The organism is Streptomyces thermospinosisporus (assembly GCF_039526425.1).
Classification (GTDB): Bacteria; Actinomycetota; Actinomycetes; order Streptomycetales; family Streptomycetaceae; genus Streptomyces; species Streptomyces thermocarboxydovorans.
Map to the genome: position 1 here is coordinate 165064 of NZ_BAAAIZ010000009.1, position 14713 is coordinate 179776.

Consider the following 14713-nt stretch of genomic DNA (forward strand, 5'->3'; position numbering starts at 1 on the left):
CGGGTTCCCCCGCGCGGGGCGCGCACGCGCGGTGTGGAACTCAGCAGGCCCTGACCGCCGGTCTGCCCCGCGCGCGGAGGGGCGCACTACCCTGCTCTGACGTGATGATCGACAACTGGGAGCCGCGATGCGTGTCGCCCTGTTCCTGACCTGTGTCAACGACACCCTCTGCCCCGGGACGGGCCGGGCCGTGGTGAAGCTGCTGACCAGGCTGGGCGTGGACGTCGACTTCCCGATGGACCAGACCTGCTGCGGCCAGGCGCACTACAACACCGGCTACCGGCACGAGGCGGAGCCGCTGGCCGAGCACTTCGCCGAGGTCTTCGGCGAGTACGAGGCGATCGTCACCCCGTCCGGTTCGTGCGGGGCGATGGTGCGCGAGCTGTATCCGCGCATGGGTGAACGGGCGCGGGCGGAGGGGCGCGGCGACAGCCTGGCCGCCACCCTGGCGCCGGTCGTGCCCCGGACCTACGAGCTGACCGAGTTCCTGGTGGACGTGCTGGGGGTGACGGACGTCGGAGCGTACTACCCGCACAAGGTGACCTACCACCCGACCTGTCACGGGCTGCGGAGCCTGGGCCTCGGCGACCGGCCGCGGAGGCTGCTGGAGGCGGTGGAGGGACTGGAGCTGGTGGAGCTGCCCGGGGCGGAGGAGTGCTGCGGGTTCGGCGGCACCTTCGCGGTGAAGAACTCCGACGTGTCCTCCGCGATGGGCGCCGACAAGGTGCGCAGCGCGGAGTCGACCGGCGCGGAGGTGCTGTGCGCGGCGGACAACAGCTGTCTGATGCACATCGGGGGCACCATGAGCAGGCTCGGCACGAGCATGCGGCCGGTGCACCTCGCGGAGATCCTGGCGAGCACGCGGGAGGAGCCGGCGGTATGAGCGGGACCTTTATCGGGATGCCGGCGTTCCCGCAGGCCGCACGCGCCTCGGTGCGCGATGCGACCCTGCGCGGCAACTTGCGGCACGCCACGCACACCATCCGCGGCAAGCGGGAGCAGGCGGTCGCGGAGGTCGCCGACTGGGCCGAGCTGCGGGAGGCCGGCAAGCGGATCAAGGACCATGTGCTGCGGCATCTCGACCGCTATCTGGTGCAGCTGGAGGAGTCGGTCACGGCCGCGGGCGGTGTGGTGCACTGGGCGGCGGACGCCGAGGAGGCCAACCGGATCGTGGCCCGGCTGGTGAAGGAGACCGGCGAGTCCGAGGTCGTCAAGGTCAAGTCGATGGCCACCCAGGAGATCGGGCTGAACGAGGCGCTCGCGGCCGAGGGCATCCGCGCCTACGAGACCGACCTCGCCGAACTCATCGTGCAGCTGGGCAAGGACCGGCCCTCGCACATCCTGGTCCCGGCGATCCACCGCAACCGCGGCGAGATCCGGGACATCTTCACCCGCGAGATGGGCGAGTGGGGCCGGTCCGCGCCCGAGGGCCTGACCGACTCGCCCGCGGAACTGGCCGAGGCGGCCCGGCTGCATCTGCGGGAGAAGTTCCTGCGCGCCAAGGTCGGCGTCTCCGGGGCCAACTTCATGGTGGCCGAGACCGGCACGCTGGTGGTGGTGGAGTCCGAGGGCAACGGGCGGATGTGCCTGACCCTGCCCGAGACGCTGATCTCGGTCGTGGGCATCGAGAAGATCGTGCCGACCTGGCGGGACCTGGAGGTGTTCCTGCAGACCCTCCCCCGCTCCTCCACGGCCGAGCGCATGAACCCGTACACCTCGATGTGGACCGGGACGCGGGACGACGACGGTCCGCGCGCCTTCCATCTGGTGCTGCTGGACAACGGCCGCACCGACACCCTCGCCGACGAGGTCGGCCGACAGGCTCTGCGCTGCATCCGCTGCTCGGCCTGCCTGAACGTCTGCCCCGTCTACGAGCGGGCCGGCGGCCATGCCTACGGCTCGGTCTATCCGGGCCCGATCGGCGCCATCCTCAGCCCCCAGCTGCGGGGCACGGCCAGCGAGATCGACGCCTCGCTGCCGTATGCGTCGAGCCTGTGCGGGGCCTGCTACGAGGTGTGCCCGGTCGCCATCGACATCCCCGAGGTGCTGGTGCATCTGCGGGAGCGGGTCGTCGAGGGCGGGCCGGTGATCCGCGAGGGCAACAAGGTGGTGCTGCGGCCCGCCAAGGGGCATGCCGCCGAGCGTGCCGCGATGCGCGCCGCCCGCTGGGCGCTCACCCGGCCCGGTGCCCTGCGCACCGCCCAGCGCCTGGCCTCCCGCACCCGCCGGCTGCATCCGCGCACGCTGCCCGGGCCGGGCAGGGCGTGGAGCGGCACCCGGGATCTGCCACCGGTGCCGCCGGAGCCGTTCCGCGACTGGTGGCAGCGCACACGCGGCGGGAAGGACGAGGCGAAGTGAGCAGCAGGGAACGGATCCTGGGCCGGGTGCGGCGCGCCCTGGACGGCGTGCCCGGCGACGACACCCCCTACGAGCAGGCGGTCCCCCGCGGCTATCTGCGCCAGCACGGCGAGCGGAGCGCCGAGGAGACGGTCGAGCTGCTCGCCGGGAACCTCGCCGACTACCGTGCCCTGGTGCACCGCACGGACGCCGAGGGGCTCGCCGCGACCGTCGCCGCCCTGCTGCACCGGCGCGGCGCCACGTCGGTCGTGGTCCCGCCGGGCCTGGACGAGAGCTGGCTGGCGGAGACGGACGTGCAGCGGGTGGCGGACCGGGCGGAGCAGACACCGGGCGAACTGGACCGGGTGGACAGCGTGGTGACCGCCTGCGCGGTCGCCATCGCCGAGACCGGCACCATCGTCCTGGACGGCTCGCCCGACCAGGGCCGCCGCCGCATCACCCTCGTGCCCGACCATCACATCTGCGTGGTGCGGGTGCCCGGCCAGGTGGTCTCCTCCGTGCCGCAGGCGCTCGAACGCCTCGACCCGGTGCGTCCGCTGACGTGGATCTCCGGCCCCTCCGCCACCAGCGACATCGAGCTGGACCGGGTCGAAGGGGTGCACGGCCCGCGCACCCTGGAGGTCGTGCTGGTGACCGGCCTGCCGGGCGGCACGGGCGGCTCGTAGCACGCCGTGGCTCCTCGCGTACCGGGGGCTGTGATGCGTGACGCCCTCGGACTTCCTGGTGCCCCGCCCCATTGATCCGGCGATGAGCAAGCGCTTGGATAGCGCCATGTTCACTTCCGTCGACGATGTCTCCGCGCGCCTCGCCGAGGCCGGCTATCTGGCCTCCCCCGCGGTCGCCACCACCGTCTTCCTCGCCGACCGGCTCGGCAAGCCGCTGCTGGTGGAGGGGCCCGCCGGGGTCGGCAAGACCGAGCTGGCCAAGGCGGTCGCCCAGGTCGCCGGGGCCCGGCTGGTGCGGCTGCAGTGCTACGAGGGCGTCGACGAGTCCCGCGCGCTGTACGAGTGGAACCACGCCAAGCAACTGCTGCGCATCAGCGCCGGCCGGGACGAGAGCTGGGACGAGACCCGCACGGACATCTTCAGCGAGGAGTTCCTGCTCCCCCGCCCGCTGCTGACCGCCATCCGCGGCGACGAGGCGAAGGTCCTGCTGATCGACGAGATGGACAAGGCGGACGTCGAGGTCGAGGCGCTGCTGCTTGAGGTGCTCAGCGACTTCCAGGTCACCGTCCCGGAGCTGGGCACCGTGACGGCGACCCGCCGCCCCTTCGTCGTCCTCACCTCCAACGCCACCCGCGAGCTGTCCGAGGCGCTGCGCCGCCGCTGCCTGTTCCTGCATATCGGCTTCCCCGACGCCGAGTCGGAGCGGCGGATCGTGCGCCTGAAGGTGCCGGGGATCGACGCGGCGCTCGCCGAGTCCGTGGTCCGGGTGGTGGGCGCGCTGCGCGCGATGGACCTGCGGAAGGTGCCGTCGGTCGCCGAGACCATCGACTGGGCCCGCACCCTGCTGGCCCTCGGCGCCGACACCCTCGACGAGACGGTGGTGCGCGACAGCCTGGGTGTGATCCTCAAGCACCAGGACGACGTGCTGAAGGCGCAGGCCAAGCTCGACCTGGACGCGGTGTGACCACCTCCGCGGATCTCGCCTCCCGCCTGACCGGGCTGGTCGGCGCGCTGCGCGCGCACGGCCTGCGCATCGGCACCGGTGAGACGGTGGACGCGGCGCAGGCGGTCCGGGCGCTCGGCCTCGCCGACCGCGAGCTGCTGCGCGAGGGTCTTGCGGCGACCCTGCTGCACGCGGCCGGCGCGCGGCCGGTGTTCGACGCGGTCTTCGACCTGTACTTCCCGAGCGGCGTCGGCGCGCCCGACCTCGAGCCCGCCGGCCGGGAGGACCTGCGCGACCGCCTGGCCGCAGCGCTCGCCGACGACGACACCGCTCTGATGCGCCGGCTGGCGATCGAGGCCGTCGACGGCTTCGGCGGCTATGGCGGTTCACCCGCCTCGGACGGCTGGTCCTCGTTCCAGACGCTGGACCGGCTGCGCCCGCAGACCCTGCTGGCACGGGTGCGGGACGAGGTGCGGTCGCGGGGCGGCTCGACCGGGTTCGGCGACCGGCTGCTGGAGGACGAGATCCGGCGGCGCATCGAGGAGTTCCGGCGGATGGTGACCGCGGAGGCCCGGCGCCGGGTGGCCGAGCGGCGGGGCCGGGACGAGATCGCCCGGCGGGCGGTGGCCCCGACGGCGGACCGCGTGGACTTCCTGTTCGCGGGGAAGGACCGGCTGGCCGAACTGCGCCGGACGGTGCAGCCGCTGGCGCGCAAGCTGGCGACCCGGCTGGCCGCCCGCCGGCGCCGGGCGGCGCGCGGCAGCATCGATCTGCGGCGCACCCTGCGCGCCTCGCTGTCCACGGGCGGGGTGCCGATGCGTCCGGTGCTGCGCCGGCGCCGTCCCGCGCGGCCGGAGCTGGTGCTGCTGTGCGACGTGTCCGGCTCGGTGTCGGGCTTCTCGGACTTCACCATGCTGCTGGTGCAGGCGCTGCACGACCAGTTCAGCAAGGTGCGGGTGTTCGCCTTCGTCAACCGTGTCGACGAGGTCACGGGCCTGCTGGTGCACGGTGCCGCCGACCCGGAGGGGCTCGGCGCCCGCATCAGGGGCGAGGCCGTGCTCACCTCCTGGCACGGCAGCAGCGACTACGGCGCCGCGCTGGGCGAGTTCACCGAGCGGTACGCGGACGCCGTGGGCCCGCGTACCACGGTGTTCGTGCTCGGCGACGCCCGCAACAACATGGGCGACCCGAACCTCCCCGCGCTGCACGAGATCGCCGCCCGCGCCCGGCGGGTGTACTGGCTCAACCCCGAGCAGCGCTCCCGCTGGGGCACCGGCGACTCGGCGGCGCTCGAGTACGCCGAGCTGGTCGAGATGCACGAGTGCCGCAACGTACGGCAGTTGAGCGCGCTCGTGGGACGGCTGCTGCCGGTGTGAGGACCGGGCACCTGCCCGAACGGGGTACGGGGCCGGGGTCAGGTGGCGCGGCGGGCGGTGAACAGCAGGTACTCCCAGTCCATCACCGTGCCGTCCGCGCCCGGCCCCCGGTCGTGGCGCCGGGCCAGCTCCGCCAGTTCCCGGTCCAGGGCGGCGGCTCGCTCGGTGTCGTCGCCGATCGCCTGGTAGACGGTGATCGTCGGGCCGTAGCGCTCTTTGAAGTAGTCCCGCCACTCCTCGGGCGAGGCGAAGCGGTCCACCGTGACCATGCGCCGCTGAGCCGTCACATCGGTGATCCGGTCGCCGAACAGCGCGCGCACATGGCTCTCGTCGCCCCACAGCGGCGGCGGCTGCGCACCCGGCGGGGGCGGCGGGGCGTAGGGCTTCATCGCGGTGAGCATGCGGCCGAGGAAGCCCTCCGGCGTCCAGCTCAGCAGCGCCACGGTGCCGCCGGGGCGGCAGACCCGCAGCAACTCGTCGGCGGCCTTGTGGTGGTGCGGGGCGAACATGACGCCGACGCAGGAGAGCACGACGTCGAAGGAGGCGTCGTCGAAGGGCAGGGCCTCGGCGTCGGCCTCCTGCCAGCGGAGTTCCGCGCCCTGCTGCTCGGCCAGCCGCCGCCCCGTCTCCAGCAGTTCGGGGGTCAGGTCGGAGGCGACCACGTCCGCCCCGGCGAGCGCCGCGGGGATGGCGGCGTTCCCGGAACCGGCCGCCACGTCCAGCACCCGGTCCCCCGGGCTCACCCCGGCCGCCCGGACCAGGATCTCCCCGAGATGGGGAATCATCTCGGCGGCCACGGTCGGGTAGTCGCCCTGGGCCCACATCGCGCGGTGCTTGTCCTTCAGGGCCCGGTCGGCGGCGGCCGTGTCACTTCCGTTGCCCATGAGCGCTCCTCGACGGTTCACGGCACGGCCTCGCCGGCGCGCGGGCCGGCCCTGCGCACAGCTGCCGCTGCTGACGGTCGCTCGGTCCTGTCTGTCGGACCTACGGGTCTTTTGTACTGCGGAAGTTCTGCTTCCACTCCTCCTTGCTGATTCATTCCTGATCCCTTCCCGGTTCTTCCGGGTTCTTCCGGCTTCTTCTCTGCTCTTCCTTGCTGTCCCTTGCTATTGCTTCTTCTGCTACTGCTTCTTCGCGTACTCCTGCGCCATGGCGCCCGCGAAGTCGTACACCACGACCTGCTCGTCGCCGACGACCCAGGCGTCGTGGCCCGGCGGGCAGACGAAGACGTCCCCGGGGCCCACTTCGCTCTCGGCACCGTCGTTCATCTTGATGTGCATCCGGCCCTGGACGACATAGCCGTTGTGGTGGATCTCGCACAGCTCGGTCCCGGCGATGGGGCCGACGGACTCCGTCCAGCGCCATCCCGGTTCGAACGTGGCCACCGCGAAGTCCAGCCCCGTCAGGTGCACCGCCTCGAGGTGTCCCCTCGGGAAGTCGCGCCGCTCGTCCGGCTTGTCCAGCGTCTTGACCTCCAGCATGGCCCTTCTCCCTTCCGACGGCCCTGGTGACCGCGTCGGACGGCCCTGGTGACCGCGCACGGGCCTGGGCCCGCCACTCCATCGTCCGTCCGGCAACTCGGCGGCGCCATTCGGGTGACGGGCCCGCTCGGGGAGCGTCAGGCGCCGGGTCCGCAGAGCCTGGCGAAGCGCTCCGCGTCGATGTTCCCGCCGGAGAGGATCACCCCGACCCGGCCGGGCAGCGTGCCCGCCCGGCCGGTGAGCAGCGCCGCCAGCGGGGTGGCCCCGCTCGGCTCCAGGACGATCTTCAGGCGCTCGAAGGCGAAGCGCATGGCGTCCCTGATCTCGTCCTCGCCGACCGTGACGACCCCGTCCAGCAGCCGCCGGTTGACGGAGAAGGTCAGCTCTCCGGGAGTGTGCAGGGCCTGCCCGTCGGCGATGGTGTGCGGGACGGGGATGCTCACCCGGTGTCCGGCCTCCAGGGACCGCTTGGTGTCGTCGCCGGCCTCCGGCTCGACCCCGACCACGCGCGCAGCGGGCCGGAGCCCCTTGACGGCGGTGGCGCAGCCGGCGATCAGGCCCCCGCCGCCGACCGGGGCGAGCAGCAGGTCCAACTCGCCCGCCTCCTCCAGCAGTTCCAGGGCGGCAGTGCCCTGCCCGGCCATCACGTGCGGATGCTCGTAGGGCGGGATCAGAGTCAGGCCCCGTTCGGCGGCGAGGGCCTCGGCGACGGCCACCCGGTCTCCGGTGTAGCGGTCGTAGGTGACGATCTCCGCTCCGTACCCCTCGGTGGCCGCCCGCTTGGACGGCGGCGCGTCCTCGGGCATGACGATGACGGCGTGGGTGCCGAGCTCCCGGGCGGCGAGCGCGACCGCCTGGGCGTGGTTGCCGGAGGAGTAGGCGGCGATGCCCCGGGACAGCTGCTCGGGGGTGAGCCGGGAGGCCGCGTTGTAGGCGCCGCGGAACTTGAACGCACCGACGCGCTGGAAGTTCTCGCACTTGAGGTGGATCTCGGCGCCGGCGCACTCGTCCAGCGTGCGGGAACGCAGCACCGGGGTGCGGTGGGCGACGCCCGTCAGGCGCTCGGCGGCGGAGCGGACGTCGTCCAGGGTCACCGGCGGGCTGGTGGTCGTCATGCGGGGCCTCCGGATGGGGTGGGGTCGGTGGATGTGCTTTGCGGGTCGGGCCCTGGCCGAGTGCCGGGCGCGGCCGGGGAATGCGGGTGGTCGGGTCCGTTCTCCGCCTGGTCCCCGTTCCGTGCCTGGGAGAGGTAGCTGTAGGCGGAGGCGCGGGAGATGCCGAGCCGGGACGCCACCTGCTCGACCGAGCGCCGGACGGCGAACACACCGCTCGCGTCCAGGTCGCGGAAGAGCCGCAGCCGTTCGGCGCGGTCGAGCTGTGCCCAGCCGCGGTGCCGGCGCAGCGGGTGGGCGTCCATGACGGCGTCCACCACCGAGCCGATGTCGTTGCCGAAAGTGGTGGTCGGGGGATCCGCGGCGGGGCCGGTGCCGAGGCCGGCGAGCGCGCCGAGCAGGGCGTGCGCCTGCCCGACGGCGGTGGCGTCGACATTGACGCACAGGGCGCCGAAGACCGCGCCGGTGGAGTCGCGCAGCGGCATGGTGGAGGACTTCACCAGCGTCCCGGTGCGGGTGCGGGTGAGCTGGTTGAGCTCGCTCCGCGCCTCGTCGCCGCGGGCGAGCATCCGCATGCCGATCTCGCTCATCGCTCCGCCGACGGACCGGCCGGTCACCGATCCCGCCACGGCGATCACGGACGCCTCCGGGCGCCGGTAGTCGTGCAGCACCACCTCGCAGACGGGTCCGAAGGTGGCCGCCAGCCCGTCGACGACCGGCCGCAGCGCCGCCAGGATCGCGTCACGCTCGGCGCCGAGCCGCGCCTCATCGGCCGCCATGCCCACTCCCCCGTCCACGCGGTTCCCGGAAACGACACCTGGACTATACGTCCAAGGTCTGGATGATGAGTACAGTCCGTCCACCGGGCAAAACGTGTCGAGGCCGACCGCCGGACCCCCCGGCGCTCGCCCCGTCAGCCCCTCATGGATGATCGGAGCCGGCCCCTCGACCTGCAGGGCGGGGAGGCGTACCCGCGACGCAAAGGAGATGGCTTTGTCCATCTGGGAGGCTCTGGCGGTCTTCGCTGCCGGAATCGGAGCCGGCACCATCAACACGATCGTCGGCTCGGGCACCCTGATCACGTTCCCGGTGCTGCTCGCCACCGGGCTGCCGCCGGTGACCGCCACGGTGTCCAACGCCCTCGGCCTGATCCCCGGGTCGGTCAGCGGCGCCATCGGCTACCGGGCGGAGCTGAAGGGGCAGCGCGGTCTGGTGCTGAGACTCGGTCTGGCCTCCGCGATCGGGGGTCTGGCGGGTGCGGTCCTGCTGCTGATGCTGCCCGAGACCGCCTTCGAGACGATCGTGCCCGTCCTGGTCGCTCTCGCCCTGGTGCTCGTGATCTTCCAGCCCCGCCTCTCGGCGGCCGTGCAGCGCCGCCGGGAGCGCAACGGCACCTCCGTCGGCTCCCACGGCGGCCCCGTCCTCTTCGGCTCCCTGCTGCTCGCCAGCGTCTACGGCGGCTACTTCACCGCGGCACAGGGGATCATCTACCTGTCCCTGATGGGGATGCTGCTCGACGACACCCTGCAGCGCCTGAACGCGGTGAAGAACGTCCTCGCCGCGGTCGTCAACACCATCGCGGCGCTGTTCTTCCTGTTCGTCGCCGATTTCGACTGGTCCGCCGTGCTGCTGATCGCCGTCGGTTCGGCGCTGGGCGGCCAGATCGGCGCGAAGGTGGGGCGGCGGCTGCCTCCCTTCGCGCTGCGCGTCTTCATCGTCGCCGTCGGCTCGGTCGCCATCGTCCAGCTGCTGCTCCGCTGATCCGGCGCCGGGCGGGGGTCATACGATCAATGTCCGGACGGCACAGGGATGGCGCGTACTTGTGCAAGCGTTCGCGCGCCGGCGGGGCCGTTGGGCATGCTGGTGAGAAGCCTTGCGGTACCCCCACCGGAGGGAGCGGGAATGGTGGACAGTCCGGTCGAGCGGCACGGGCGCGGCCCGGGGGCCCCTCACCTGCGGCTTGACGAGCTGCTGGAGGGCCTGCAGGCGCAGGTGGCGCAGGTGCGGGCCACCCGTGACCGGGTGCACACCCTGCTGGACGCGGTGCTGTCGATCGGTTCCGATCTCGATCTGGGCGTGGTGCTGCGCCGCATCGCCGAGTCCGCCGTCACCCTGGTCGACGCCGAGTACGGGGCGCTGGGCGTGCTCGGCGAGGAGGGCAGGATCGCCCAGTTCATCACCGTCGGCGTGGACGAGGAGACCATCGAGCGGATCGGCCACTACCCGGAGGGGCGCGGCATCCTGGGGCTGCTGATCCGGGAGCCGGAGCCGCTGCGCCTGGCCGACCTCACCGGGCACCCGGAGTCGGTGGGCTTCCCCGAGGGGCATCCGCCCATGACCACGTTCCTCGGCGCCCCGATCCGGGTGCGCGGCCGCGTCTTCGGCAACCTGTACCTGACCGACAAGCGCAACGGGGGCGAGTTCGACGACGAGGACGAGGCCGTGCTGCGCGCCCTGGCCGCCGCGGCCGGTGTCGCCATCGACAACGCCCGGCTCTACGAGGACACGCGCCGCCGTGAGCAGTGGCAGGCCGCCAGCAGCGAGCTGACGCGCAGCCTGCTGTCCGGGACCGAACCCGACGACGTGCTGCACCAGGTGGCGGGGACGGTACGGGCGCTGGCCGGGGCGGATCTGGTGACGGTGGCCGTGCCCCTCGCCGAGGGCAGGGAACTGGTGATCGAGGCGGCCGAGGGCGAGGGCGCCGAGGAGGTGCGCGGACTGCTGCTGCCGGAGACGTCGCTGGCGGTGAAGGTCCACCGGACCGGTGAACGGATCACCAGCAGCGCGCTCTCCGAGGAGCCCCAGGAGGGCAGCGGCTCCGCCAGCCGGGTGCGGCTGGGCCCGGGGTTCCTGCTGCCGCTGAGCGGCCGCGAGCACGTCCGCGGTGTGCTGCAGGTCGCCAACATGCCGGGCGGCGAGACCTTCTCCGAGGCCACCATGACGATGATCGGCGGCTTCGCCGACCAGGCCGCGCTCGCGCTGGAGATCGCCGAGCACCGCCGGGAGGCAGAGCAGCTGATGGTGCTGACCGACCGCGACCGCATCGCCCGCGATCTGCACGACCTGGCCATCCAGCGCCTGTTCGCCTCCGGTCTGACCCTGAACTCCGTGCTGGCCCGGCTGGACGACCGCCCCGACGTGGCCAAGCGGGTCCAGCGGGTGATCGACGACCTCGACGACACCGTCAAGACGGTGCGGACCACCATCTACGCCCTGCGGGAGCACGACCGCTCCGGGGGGCGGCCGAAACTGCGGGCGCAGCTGCTGGCCGAGACCGATCGGGCAGCCGAGGTGCTGGGCTTCAGCCCCGCCCTGCGCATGACCGGTCTGCTGGACACCGGCGTGCCCGTGGGACACGCCGAGCACCTGCTGGCGGTGCTCCGCGAGACGCTGTCGAACGTGGCCCGGCACGCGAAGGCCTCCGCGGTCGAGGTCACCGCCGAGGCCGACGGCGCCCGGCTGCGGCTGCGCGTGGCGGACAACGGCCGCGGCATCGACCCGGCCGTGACCCGCCGCAGCGGCCTGGACAACTGCCGTCGCCGCGCCACCGACCTGGGCGGCGGCCTCACCGTCAGCCCGAACGAGCCGACCGGCACGGTCGTGGAGTGGACGGTGCCGCTGCCCGCGGAGGCCGGCGCATGAGCACGGTGCCGACGCCTTGTCCCGGACGGCCCTGGCGGTGATCCTTCCCTGTGAATCGAGGACAGTCGCCCAGGTGGGGCCGGTCGGCCCTATCCGCCCGCGGCGACGGCGGAGAACATGAAGCAATGGACCACCAGGACGCTTTCCGCGCACTCGACCGGCAGGAGTGCCTTCGGCTGCTCGCCAAGGTGCCGGTCGGTCGCGTGGTCTACACCCGGCACGCCCTGCCGGCGGTGCTGCCCATCAACTTCTCCCTGGACGCGGACGCCAGCGTCCTGCTGCGCACCTCGCCGGACTCCGAGCTGGTGCGCGCGGTGGACGGCTTCGTCGTGGCCTTCGAGGCGGACGAGTACGACGCGGCGACCCGATCCGGCTGGAGCGTGATCGTCACCGGGCCCGCCAGGGTGGTCAGGGACCCCGCCGAGCTGGAACGGCTGTCTCAGGCCGCCCCCACCTCCTGGATGCCCTTGCAGGAATCGGTGATCGTGCGGATCGAGGCCGAGCTGGTCACCGGCCGCGAGCTCAAGGGGACGCCCGGGAACGGGTGAGTCTCCCGGTCCCGGGCGCCGCGGTCGTCTGCACCTGGTCCAGCCTGCTGCCCCTGCTGTCCCTGTTGGCCCCTGCTGTCCCTGGTGGTCCCGGCCGGCCCTGGTGATCCCGGCCGGCCTGGTGGTTCCTGCTGCCCCTGGTGGTTCCTGCTGTCCCTGGTGATCCCGGCCGGCCCTGGTGCTTCGACCGTTCCCTCAGTGCCCTTCGTGCTTGAGCCGGTCCTGGGCCTGGGTGGCGATGACCGCCGCCTGGATGCGCCGTTCCACGCCCAGCTTGGCCAGCAGCCGGGAGATGTGGTTCTTCACCGTCTTCTCGGCGAGGTAGAGACGCTGGCCGATCTGCCGGTTGGTCAGGCCCTCGCCGATGAGGGCCAGGATCTCCCTCTCCCGCTCGGTCAGGCCCGGCAGCGCCTCCTCCTCCGGGGACGGCTCCCGCTCCTGGCGGAGCCGGTCCATCACCCGGGCCGTGACGCTGGGGTCGAGCAGCGACTGGCCGGAGGCGACCGTGCGGACCGCCGACACCAGGTCCGAGCCCTTGATCTGCTTCAGTACGTATCCGGCGGCCCCGGCCATGATCGAGTCGAGCAGGGCCTCCTCGTCGTCGAACGAGGTGAGCATCAGACAGGCCAGCTCCGGCATCCGCGACCGCAACTCACGGCAGACGCTCACGCCGTCGCCGTCCGGGAGCCGTACGTCCAGCACGGCCACCTGCGGACGCAGCGCGGGCACGCGGACCAGGGCCTGCTCGGCCGTGCCGGCCTCGCCGACGACGGTGATGTCCGGTTCGTCGTCCAGCAGGTCGTGCACCCCGCGCCGTACCACCTCGTGGTCGTCCAGCAGGAAGACCCTGATCGGGCCGCCGTCGCCCGGCTGCGCGCCGTCCGCCATGAATCGCTCCTCTTTCCGCATCGCGCGCCTTTTCGCACCGCGCGACGCAACTGTCCGTCCTTCGCCGATCCTGCGCCATCCGGGACCGCAGGGCCAGGGCCGGTCGGCCCTACCCCGCCGCCACGTCGTGCGCCGGGGTGCCGGCTCAGGGCAGGGACGGCGGCCGGATCGCCAGGAGCGCGAGGTCGTCGAGCCCGGATCCGGGGTGCCGGTCGGCCGGCAGGCGGCACAGGTCCTTCAGGGGGCAGGGCGCTGTGCGCGGCGGCCTCGGCGGCGAGTTCGTCCAGGCAGGCGCCCAGCGGGCGGCGGGGGTGCTCGACCAGACCGTCGGTGTACAGCAGGACCGTGTCCCCGGCTTCAGCGCACGGGTGTGGTCGGGGCGGGGCTGCGACTCGTCCACGCCGAGCGGCAGACCGGGTTCGGCCTCCAGGTAGCTCGCGTGTCCGTCGGCCGTGACGACGAGGGGCGGCAGATGCCGGCGGTGGACGAGCACGCCCAGGGCGCCGTAGCGGGCGTCGACCAGCTCCATGGCGGTGCTGACGATGCGCCGCAGCACGACCGGCAGCTCCAGTTCGCGGCTGACCGCCAGGACCGCGTCGAGCAGGCGCTCCATACGCCGCTGCGCCCTGGCCGACTCCTCGTCCGGGTCCACCACGACGTGCTTCTCCTCGGTGTGCCGTGCGGCCGGGGCGTCGCGCGGTACCGCCCCGCGACGCGCGGTGCCGCCACCTTCGTCACATCGTGACCCGGCCGCCGCATCCCCGCACGTCCGGCGGCACCGCCCGCCCGGTCCGGGCCACCCGCGCGGCGCACACGAGGGGGCATCCCCGGACGACCGGGGATGCCCCCATACGGCGGGCCCGCGGCGGGCGGGCCCTCACAGGAGCCAGCGGTGGCGGCTGACGAAGGGCAGCCGCGCCCACGCCTTGCCGAGTCCCCAAGTGGCGCCGGCCCCCGTCGCGGCGAGGGCGATGAGGACGACGGCGTAGACGAGGTGGTAGTCGGCGAACGGATTGGTCGACATGCTCGGCGAGCCGTCCGACAGGTGCCTGGCCGGTGGCCACTCCGCGATCCACATCAGCGCCATCATCACGGTCCCGGCGACCGCGGCGATCCGCAGGCCGATCCCCGCGAGCAGGGCGACTCCGATGCCGAGCAAACCCAGCATGAACAGCCAGTCGGCCCAGGCGGCCCCGGCCCAGTCGTGGAAGACGGACTCCATCGGTCCGACGGCGACACCGCTGAGGAAGCCCTCGGTGGGAGAGCCCCCGTCGATCCAGCCCTTCCCGGAGGGGGTCGCATAGCCGAGGCCGAACGTCTTGTCCAGGAACGCCCACAGGAAGACGAACCCGGTCAGCAGGCGCAACCCGGCCATCGCGTACGCGCCGGCAGCGGTGGCCTCCGCGGTCGCCGGCTCGGCGGACGCCCGGTCCGCCGCGCCCCGGCGCAGCGACGGGAAGCGGAAGGCGGGACGTCGGTGCGGGTGCTCGTGAACTGCCATGGCGCTCACCTCTTTCGCACGGTGAAGCGGGATCTCAACGGCTTCATTGCACCTTCACTGTCCCGTGCCACCCAAACGAACCGGAGAGGCTGCAAGGCCCTGAGAACGGGCCGAACGTCCCGGATACGGGCGGCATCTGACGGGCCGTGTGCCGAGGGCCGCAGGCGTCGGTGAGGCTCCCAGCGGCTCGCCGGTTGTT

The 14713-nt window shown here is 72.9% G+C and carries 15 protein-coding genes; 8 read left to right on the forward strand and 7 right to left on the reverse strand.

Annotated elements, in window-relative coordinates; all coding sequences use genetic code 11:
• Positions 1-127: 127 nt before the first annotated feature.
• The 5 genes from ABD207_RS04775 (at position 128) to ABD207_RS04795 (ending at position 5342) form a co-directional block, all read left to right on the forward strand.
• Positions 128-883, forward strand: a complete 756-nt coding sequence (locus ABD207_RS04775; protein WP_344010267.1) for a (Fe-S)-binding protein — start codon at positions 128-130, stop codon at positions 881-883.
• The gene (locus ABD207_RS04780) at positions 880-2358 is read left to right on the forward strand and encodes a LutB/LldF family L-lactate oxidation iron-sulfur protein (RefSeq protein ID WP_344010268.1); all 1479 of its coding nucleotides are present in this window, start codon (positions 880-882) and stop codon (positions 2356-2358) included. The genes ABD207_RS04775 and ABD207_RS04780 overlap by 4 nt, the downstream gene beginning before the upstream one ends.
• Positions 2355-3023 (forward strand): LutC/YkgG family protein, encoded by a 669-nt coding sequence (locus ABD207_RS04785; protein ID WP_344010269.1) that lies wholly within the window; start codon positions 2355-2357, stop codon positions 3021-3023. Before ABD207_RS04780 ends, ABD207_RS04785 begins: the two co-directional genes overlap by 4 nt.
• Positions 3024-3129: 106 nt before the next feature.
• A complete protein-coding gene (locus tag ABD207_RS04790; RefSeq protein ID WP_344010270.1) occupies positions 3130-3987 on the forward strand; it encodes an AAA family ATPase in 858 nt (285 codons plus the stop codon).
• Positions 3984-5342, forward strand: a complete 1359-nt coding sequence (locus ABD207_RS04795) for a vWA domain-containing protein (protein WP_344010271.1) — start codon at positions 3984-3986, stop codon at positions 5340-5342. The genes ABD207_RS04790 and ABD207_RS04795 overlap by 4 nt, the downstream gene beginning before the upstream one ends.
• A gap of 38 nt (positions 5343-5380) precedes the next feature.
• Here the strand turns inward: ABD207_RS04795 and ABD207_RS04800 are convergent, their stop codons facing one another.
• The 4 genes from ABD207_RS04800 to ABD207_RS04815 form a co-directional block, all read right to left on the reverse strand.
• Entirely contained in the window at positions 5381-6226 is an 846-nt protein-coding gene (locus ABD207_RS04800; RefSeq protein WP_344010272.1) for a class I SAM-dependent methyltransferase, read from the reverse strand.
• Positions 6227-6463: 237 nt separating this feature from the next.
• Positions 6464-6823 (reverse strand): cupin domain-containing protein, encoded by a 360-nt coding sequence (locus tag ABD207_RS04805; protein WP_344010273.1) that lies wholly within the window; start codon positions 6821-6823, stop codon positions 6464-6466.
• A gap of 137 nt (positions 6824-6960) precedes the next feature.
• Positions 6961-7938, reverse strand: coding sequence for a pyridoxal-phosphate dependent enzyme (locus tag ABD207_RS04810; RefSeq protein WP_344010274.1), 978 nt, complete (start codon positions 7936-7938; stop codon positions 6961-6963).
• Positions 7935-8714, reverse strand: a complete 780-nt coding sequence (locus tag ABD207_RS04815; RefSeq protein ID WP_344010275.1) for a helix-turn-helix transcriptional regulator — start codon at positions 8712-8714, stop codon at positions 7935-7937. Before ABD207_RS04815 ends, ABD207_RS04810 begins: the two co-directional genes overlap by 4 nt.
• A 208-nt stretch (positions 8715-8922) precedes the next feature.
• Here ABD207_RS04815 and ABD207_RS04820 point away from each other — a divergent pair, with 208 nt between their 5' ends.
• From ABD207_RS04820 to ABD207_RS04830, 3 genes are all read left to right on the forward strand, one after another.
• Positions 8923-9696 carry a sulfite exporter TauE/SafE family protein gene (locus tag ABD207_RS04820; protein WP_344010276.1) on the forward strand — a complete coding sequence of 258 codons (774 nt, stop codon included), beginning with the start codon at positions 8923-8925 and terminating at the stop codon, positions 9694-9696.
• Between the two features lie 141 nt (positions 9697-9837).
• On the forward strand, positions 9838-11577 hold the full coding sequence (locus ABD207_RS04825) for a sensor histidine kinase (RefSeq protein WP_344010277.1): 1740 nt from the start codon (positions 9838-9840) through the stop codon (positions 11575-11577).
• A gap of 125 nt (positions 11578-11702) precedes the next feature.
• Positions 11703-12125: a pyridoxamine 5'-phosphate oxidase family protein gene (locus ABD207_RS04830; RefSeq protein ID WP_344010278.1), complete on the forward strand. Its 423-nt coding sequence runs from the start codon at positions 11703-11705 to the stop codon at positions 12123-12125.
• Between the two features lie 195 nt (positions 12126-12320).
• On the opposite strand, the gene ABD207_RS04835 is transcribed toward ABD207_RS04830, so the two are convergent.
• From ABD207_RS04835 to ABD207_RS04845, 3 genes are all read right to left on the reverse strand, one after another.
• The gene (locus tag ABD207_RS04835) at positions 12321-13013 is read right to left on the reverse strand and encodes a response regulator (protein WP_344005213.1); all 693 of its coding nucleotides are present in this window, start codon (positions 13011-13013) and stop codon (positions 12321-12323) included.
• Positions 13014-13158: 145 nt separating this feature from the next.
• Positions 13159-13668, reverse strand: coding sequence for a SpoIIE family protein phosphatase (locus tag ABD207_RS04840; RefSeq protein WP_344010279.1), 510 nt, complete (start codon positions 13666-13668; stop codon positions 13159-13161).
• 222 nt (positions 13669-13890) lie between these two features.
• On the reverse strand, positions 13891-14514 hold the full coding sequence (locus ABD207_RS04845; protein WP_344010280.1) for a hypothetical protein: 624 nt from the start codon (positions 14512-14514) through the stop codon (positions 13891-13893).
• Positions 14515-14713 lie beyond the last annotated feature (199 nt).

Coding starts and splice junctions, on each gene's coding strand:
- ABD207_RS04775 (WP_344010267.1), top strand. CDS start 128: ATGCGTGTCGCCCTGTTCCTGACCTGTGTCAACGACACCCTCTGCCCC.
- ABD207_RS04780 (WP_344010268.1), top strand. CDS start 880: ATGAGCGGGACCTTTATCGGGATGCCGGCGTTCCCGCAGGCCGCACGC.
- ABD207_RS04790 (WP_344010270.1), top strand. CDS start 3,130: ATGTTCACTTCCGTCGACGATGTCTCCGCGCGCCTCGCCGAGGCCGGC.
- ABD207_RS04800 (WP_344010272.1), bottom strand. CDS start 6,226: ATGGGCAACGGAAGTGACACGGCCGCCGCCGACCGGGCCCTGAAGGAC.
- ABD207_RS04805 (WP_344010273.1), bottom strand. CDS start 6,823: ATGCTGGAGGTCAAGACGCTGGACAAGCCGGACGAGCGGCGCGACTTC.
- ABD207_RS04810 (WP_344010274.1), bottom strand. CDS start 7,938: ATGACGACCACCAGCCCGCCGGTGACCCTGGACGACGTCCGCTCCGCC.
- ABD207_RS04815 (WP_344010275.1), bottom strand. CDS start 8,714: ATGGCGGCCGATGAGGCGCGGCTCGGCGCCGAGCGTGACGCGATCCTG.
- ABD207_RS04820 (WP_344010276.1), top strand. CDS start 8,923: ATGGCTTTGTCCATCTGGGAGGCTCTGGCGGTCTTCGCTGCCGGAATC.
- ABD207_RS04825 (WP_344010277.1), top strand. CDS start 9,838: ATGGTGGACAGTCCGGTCGAGCGGCACGGGCGCGGCCCGGGGGCCCCT.
- ABD207_RS04830 (WP_344010278.1), top strand. CDS start 11,703: ATGGACCACCAGGACGCTTTCCGCGCACTCGACCGGCAGGAGTGCCTT.
- ABD207_RS04835 (WP_344005213.1), bottom strand. CDS start 13,013: ATGGCGGACGGCGCGCAGCCGGGCGACGGCGGCCCGATCAGGGTCTTC.
- ABD207_RS04845 (WP_344010280.1), bottom strand. CDS start 14,514: ATGGCAGTTCACGAGCACCCGCACCGACGTCCCGCCTTCCGCTTCCCG.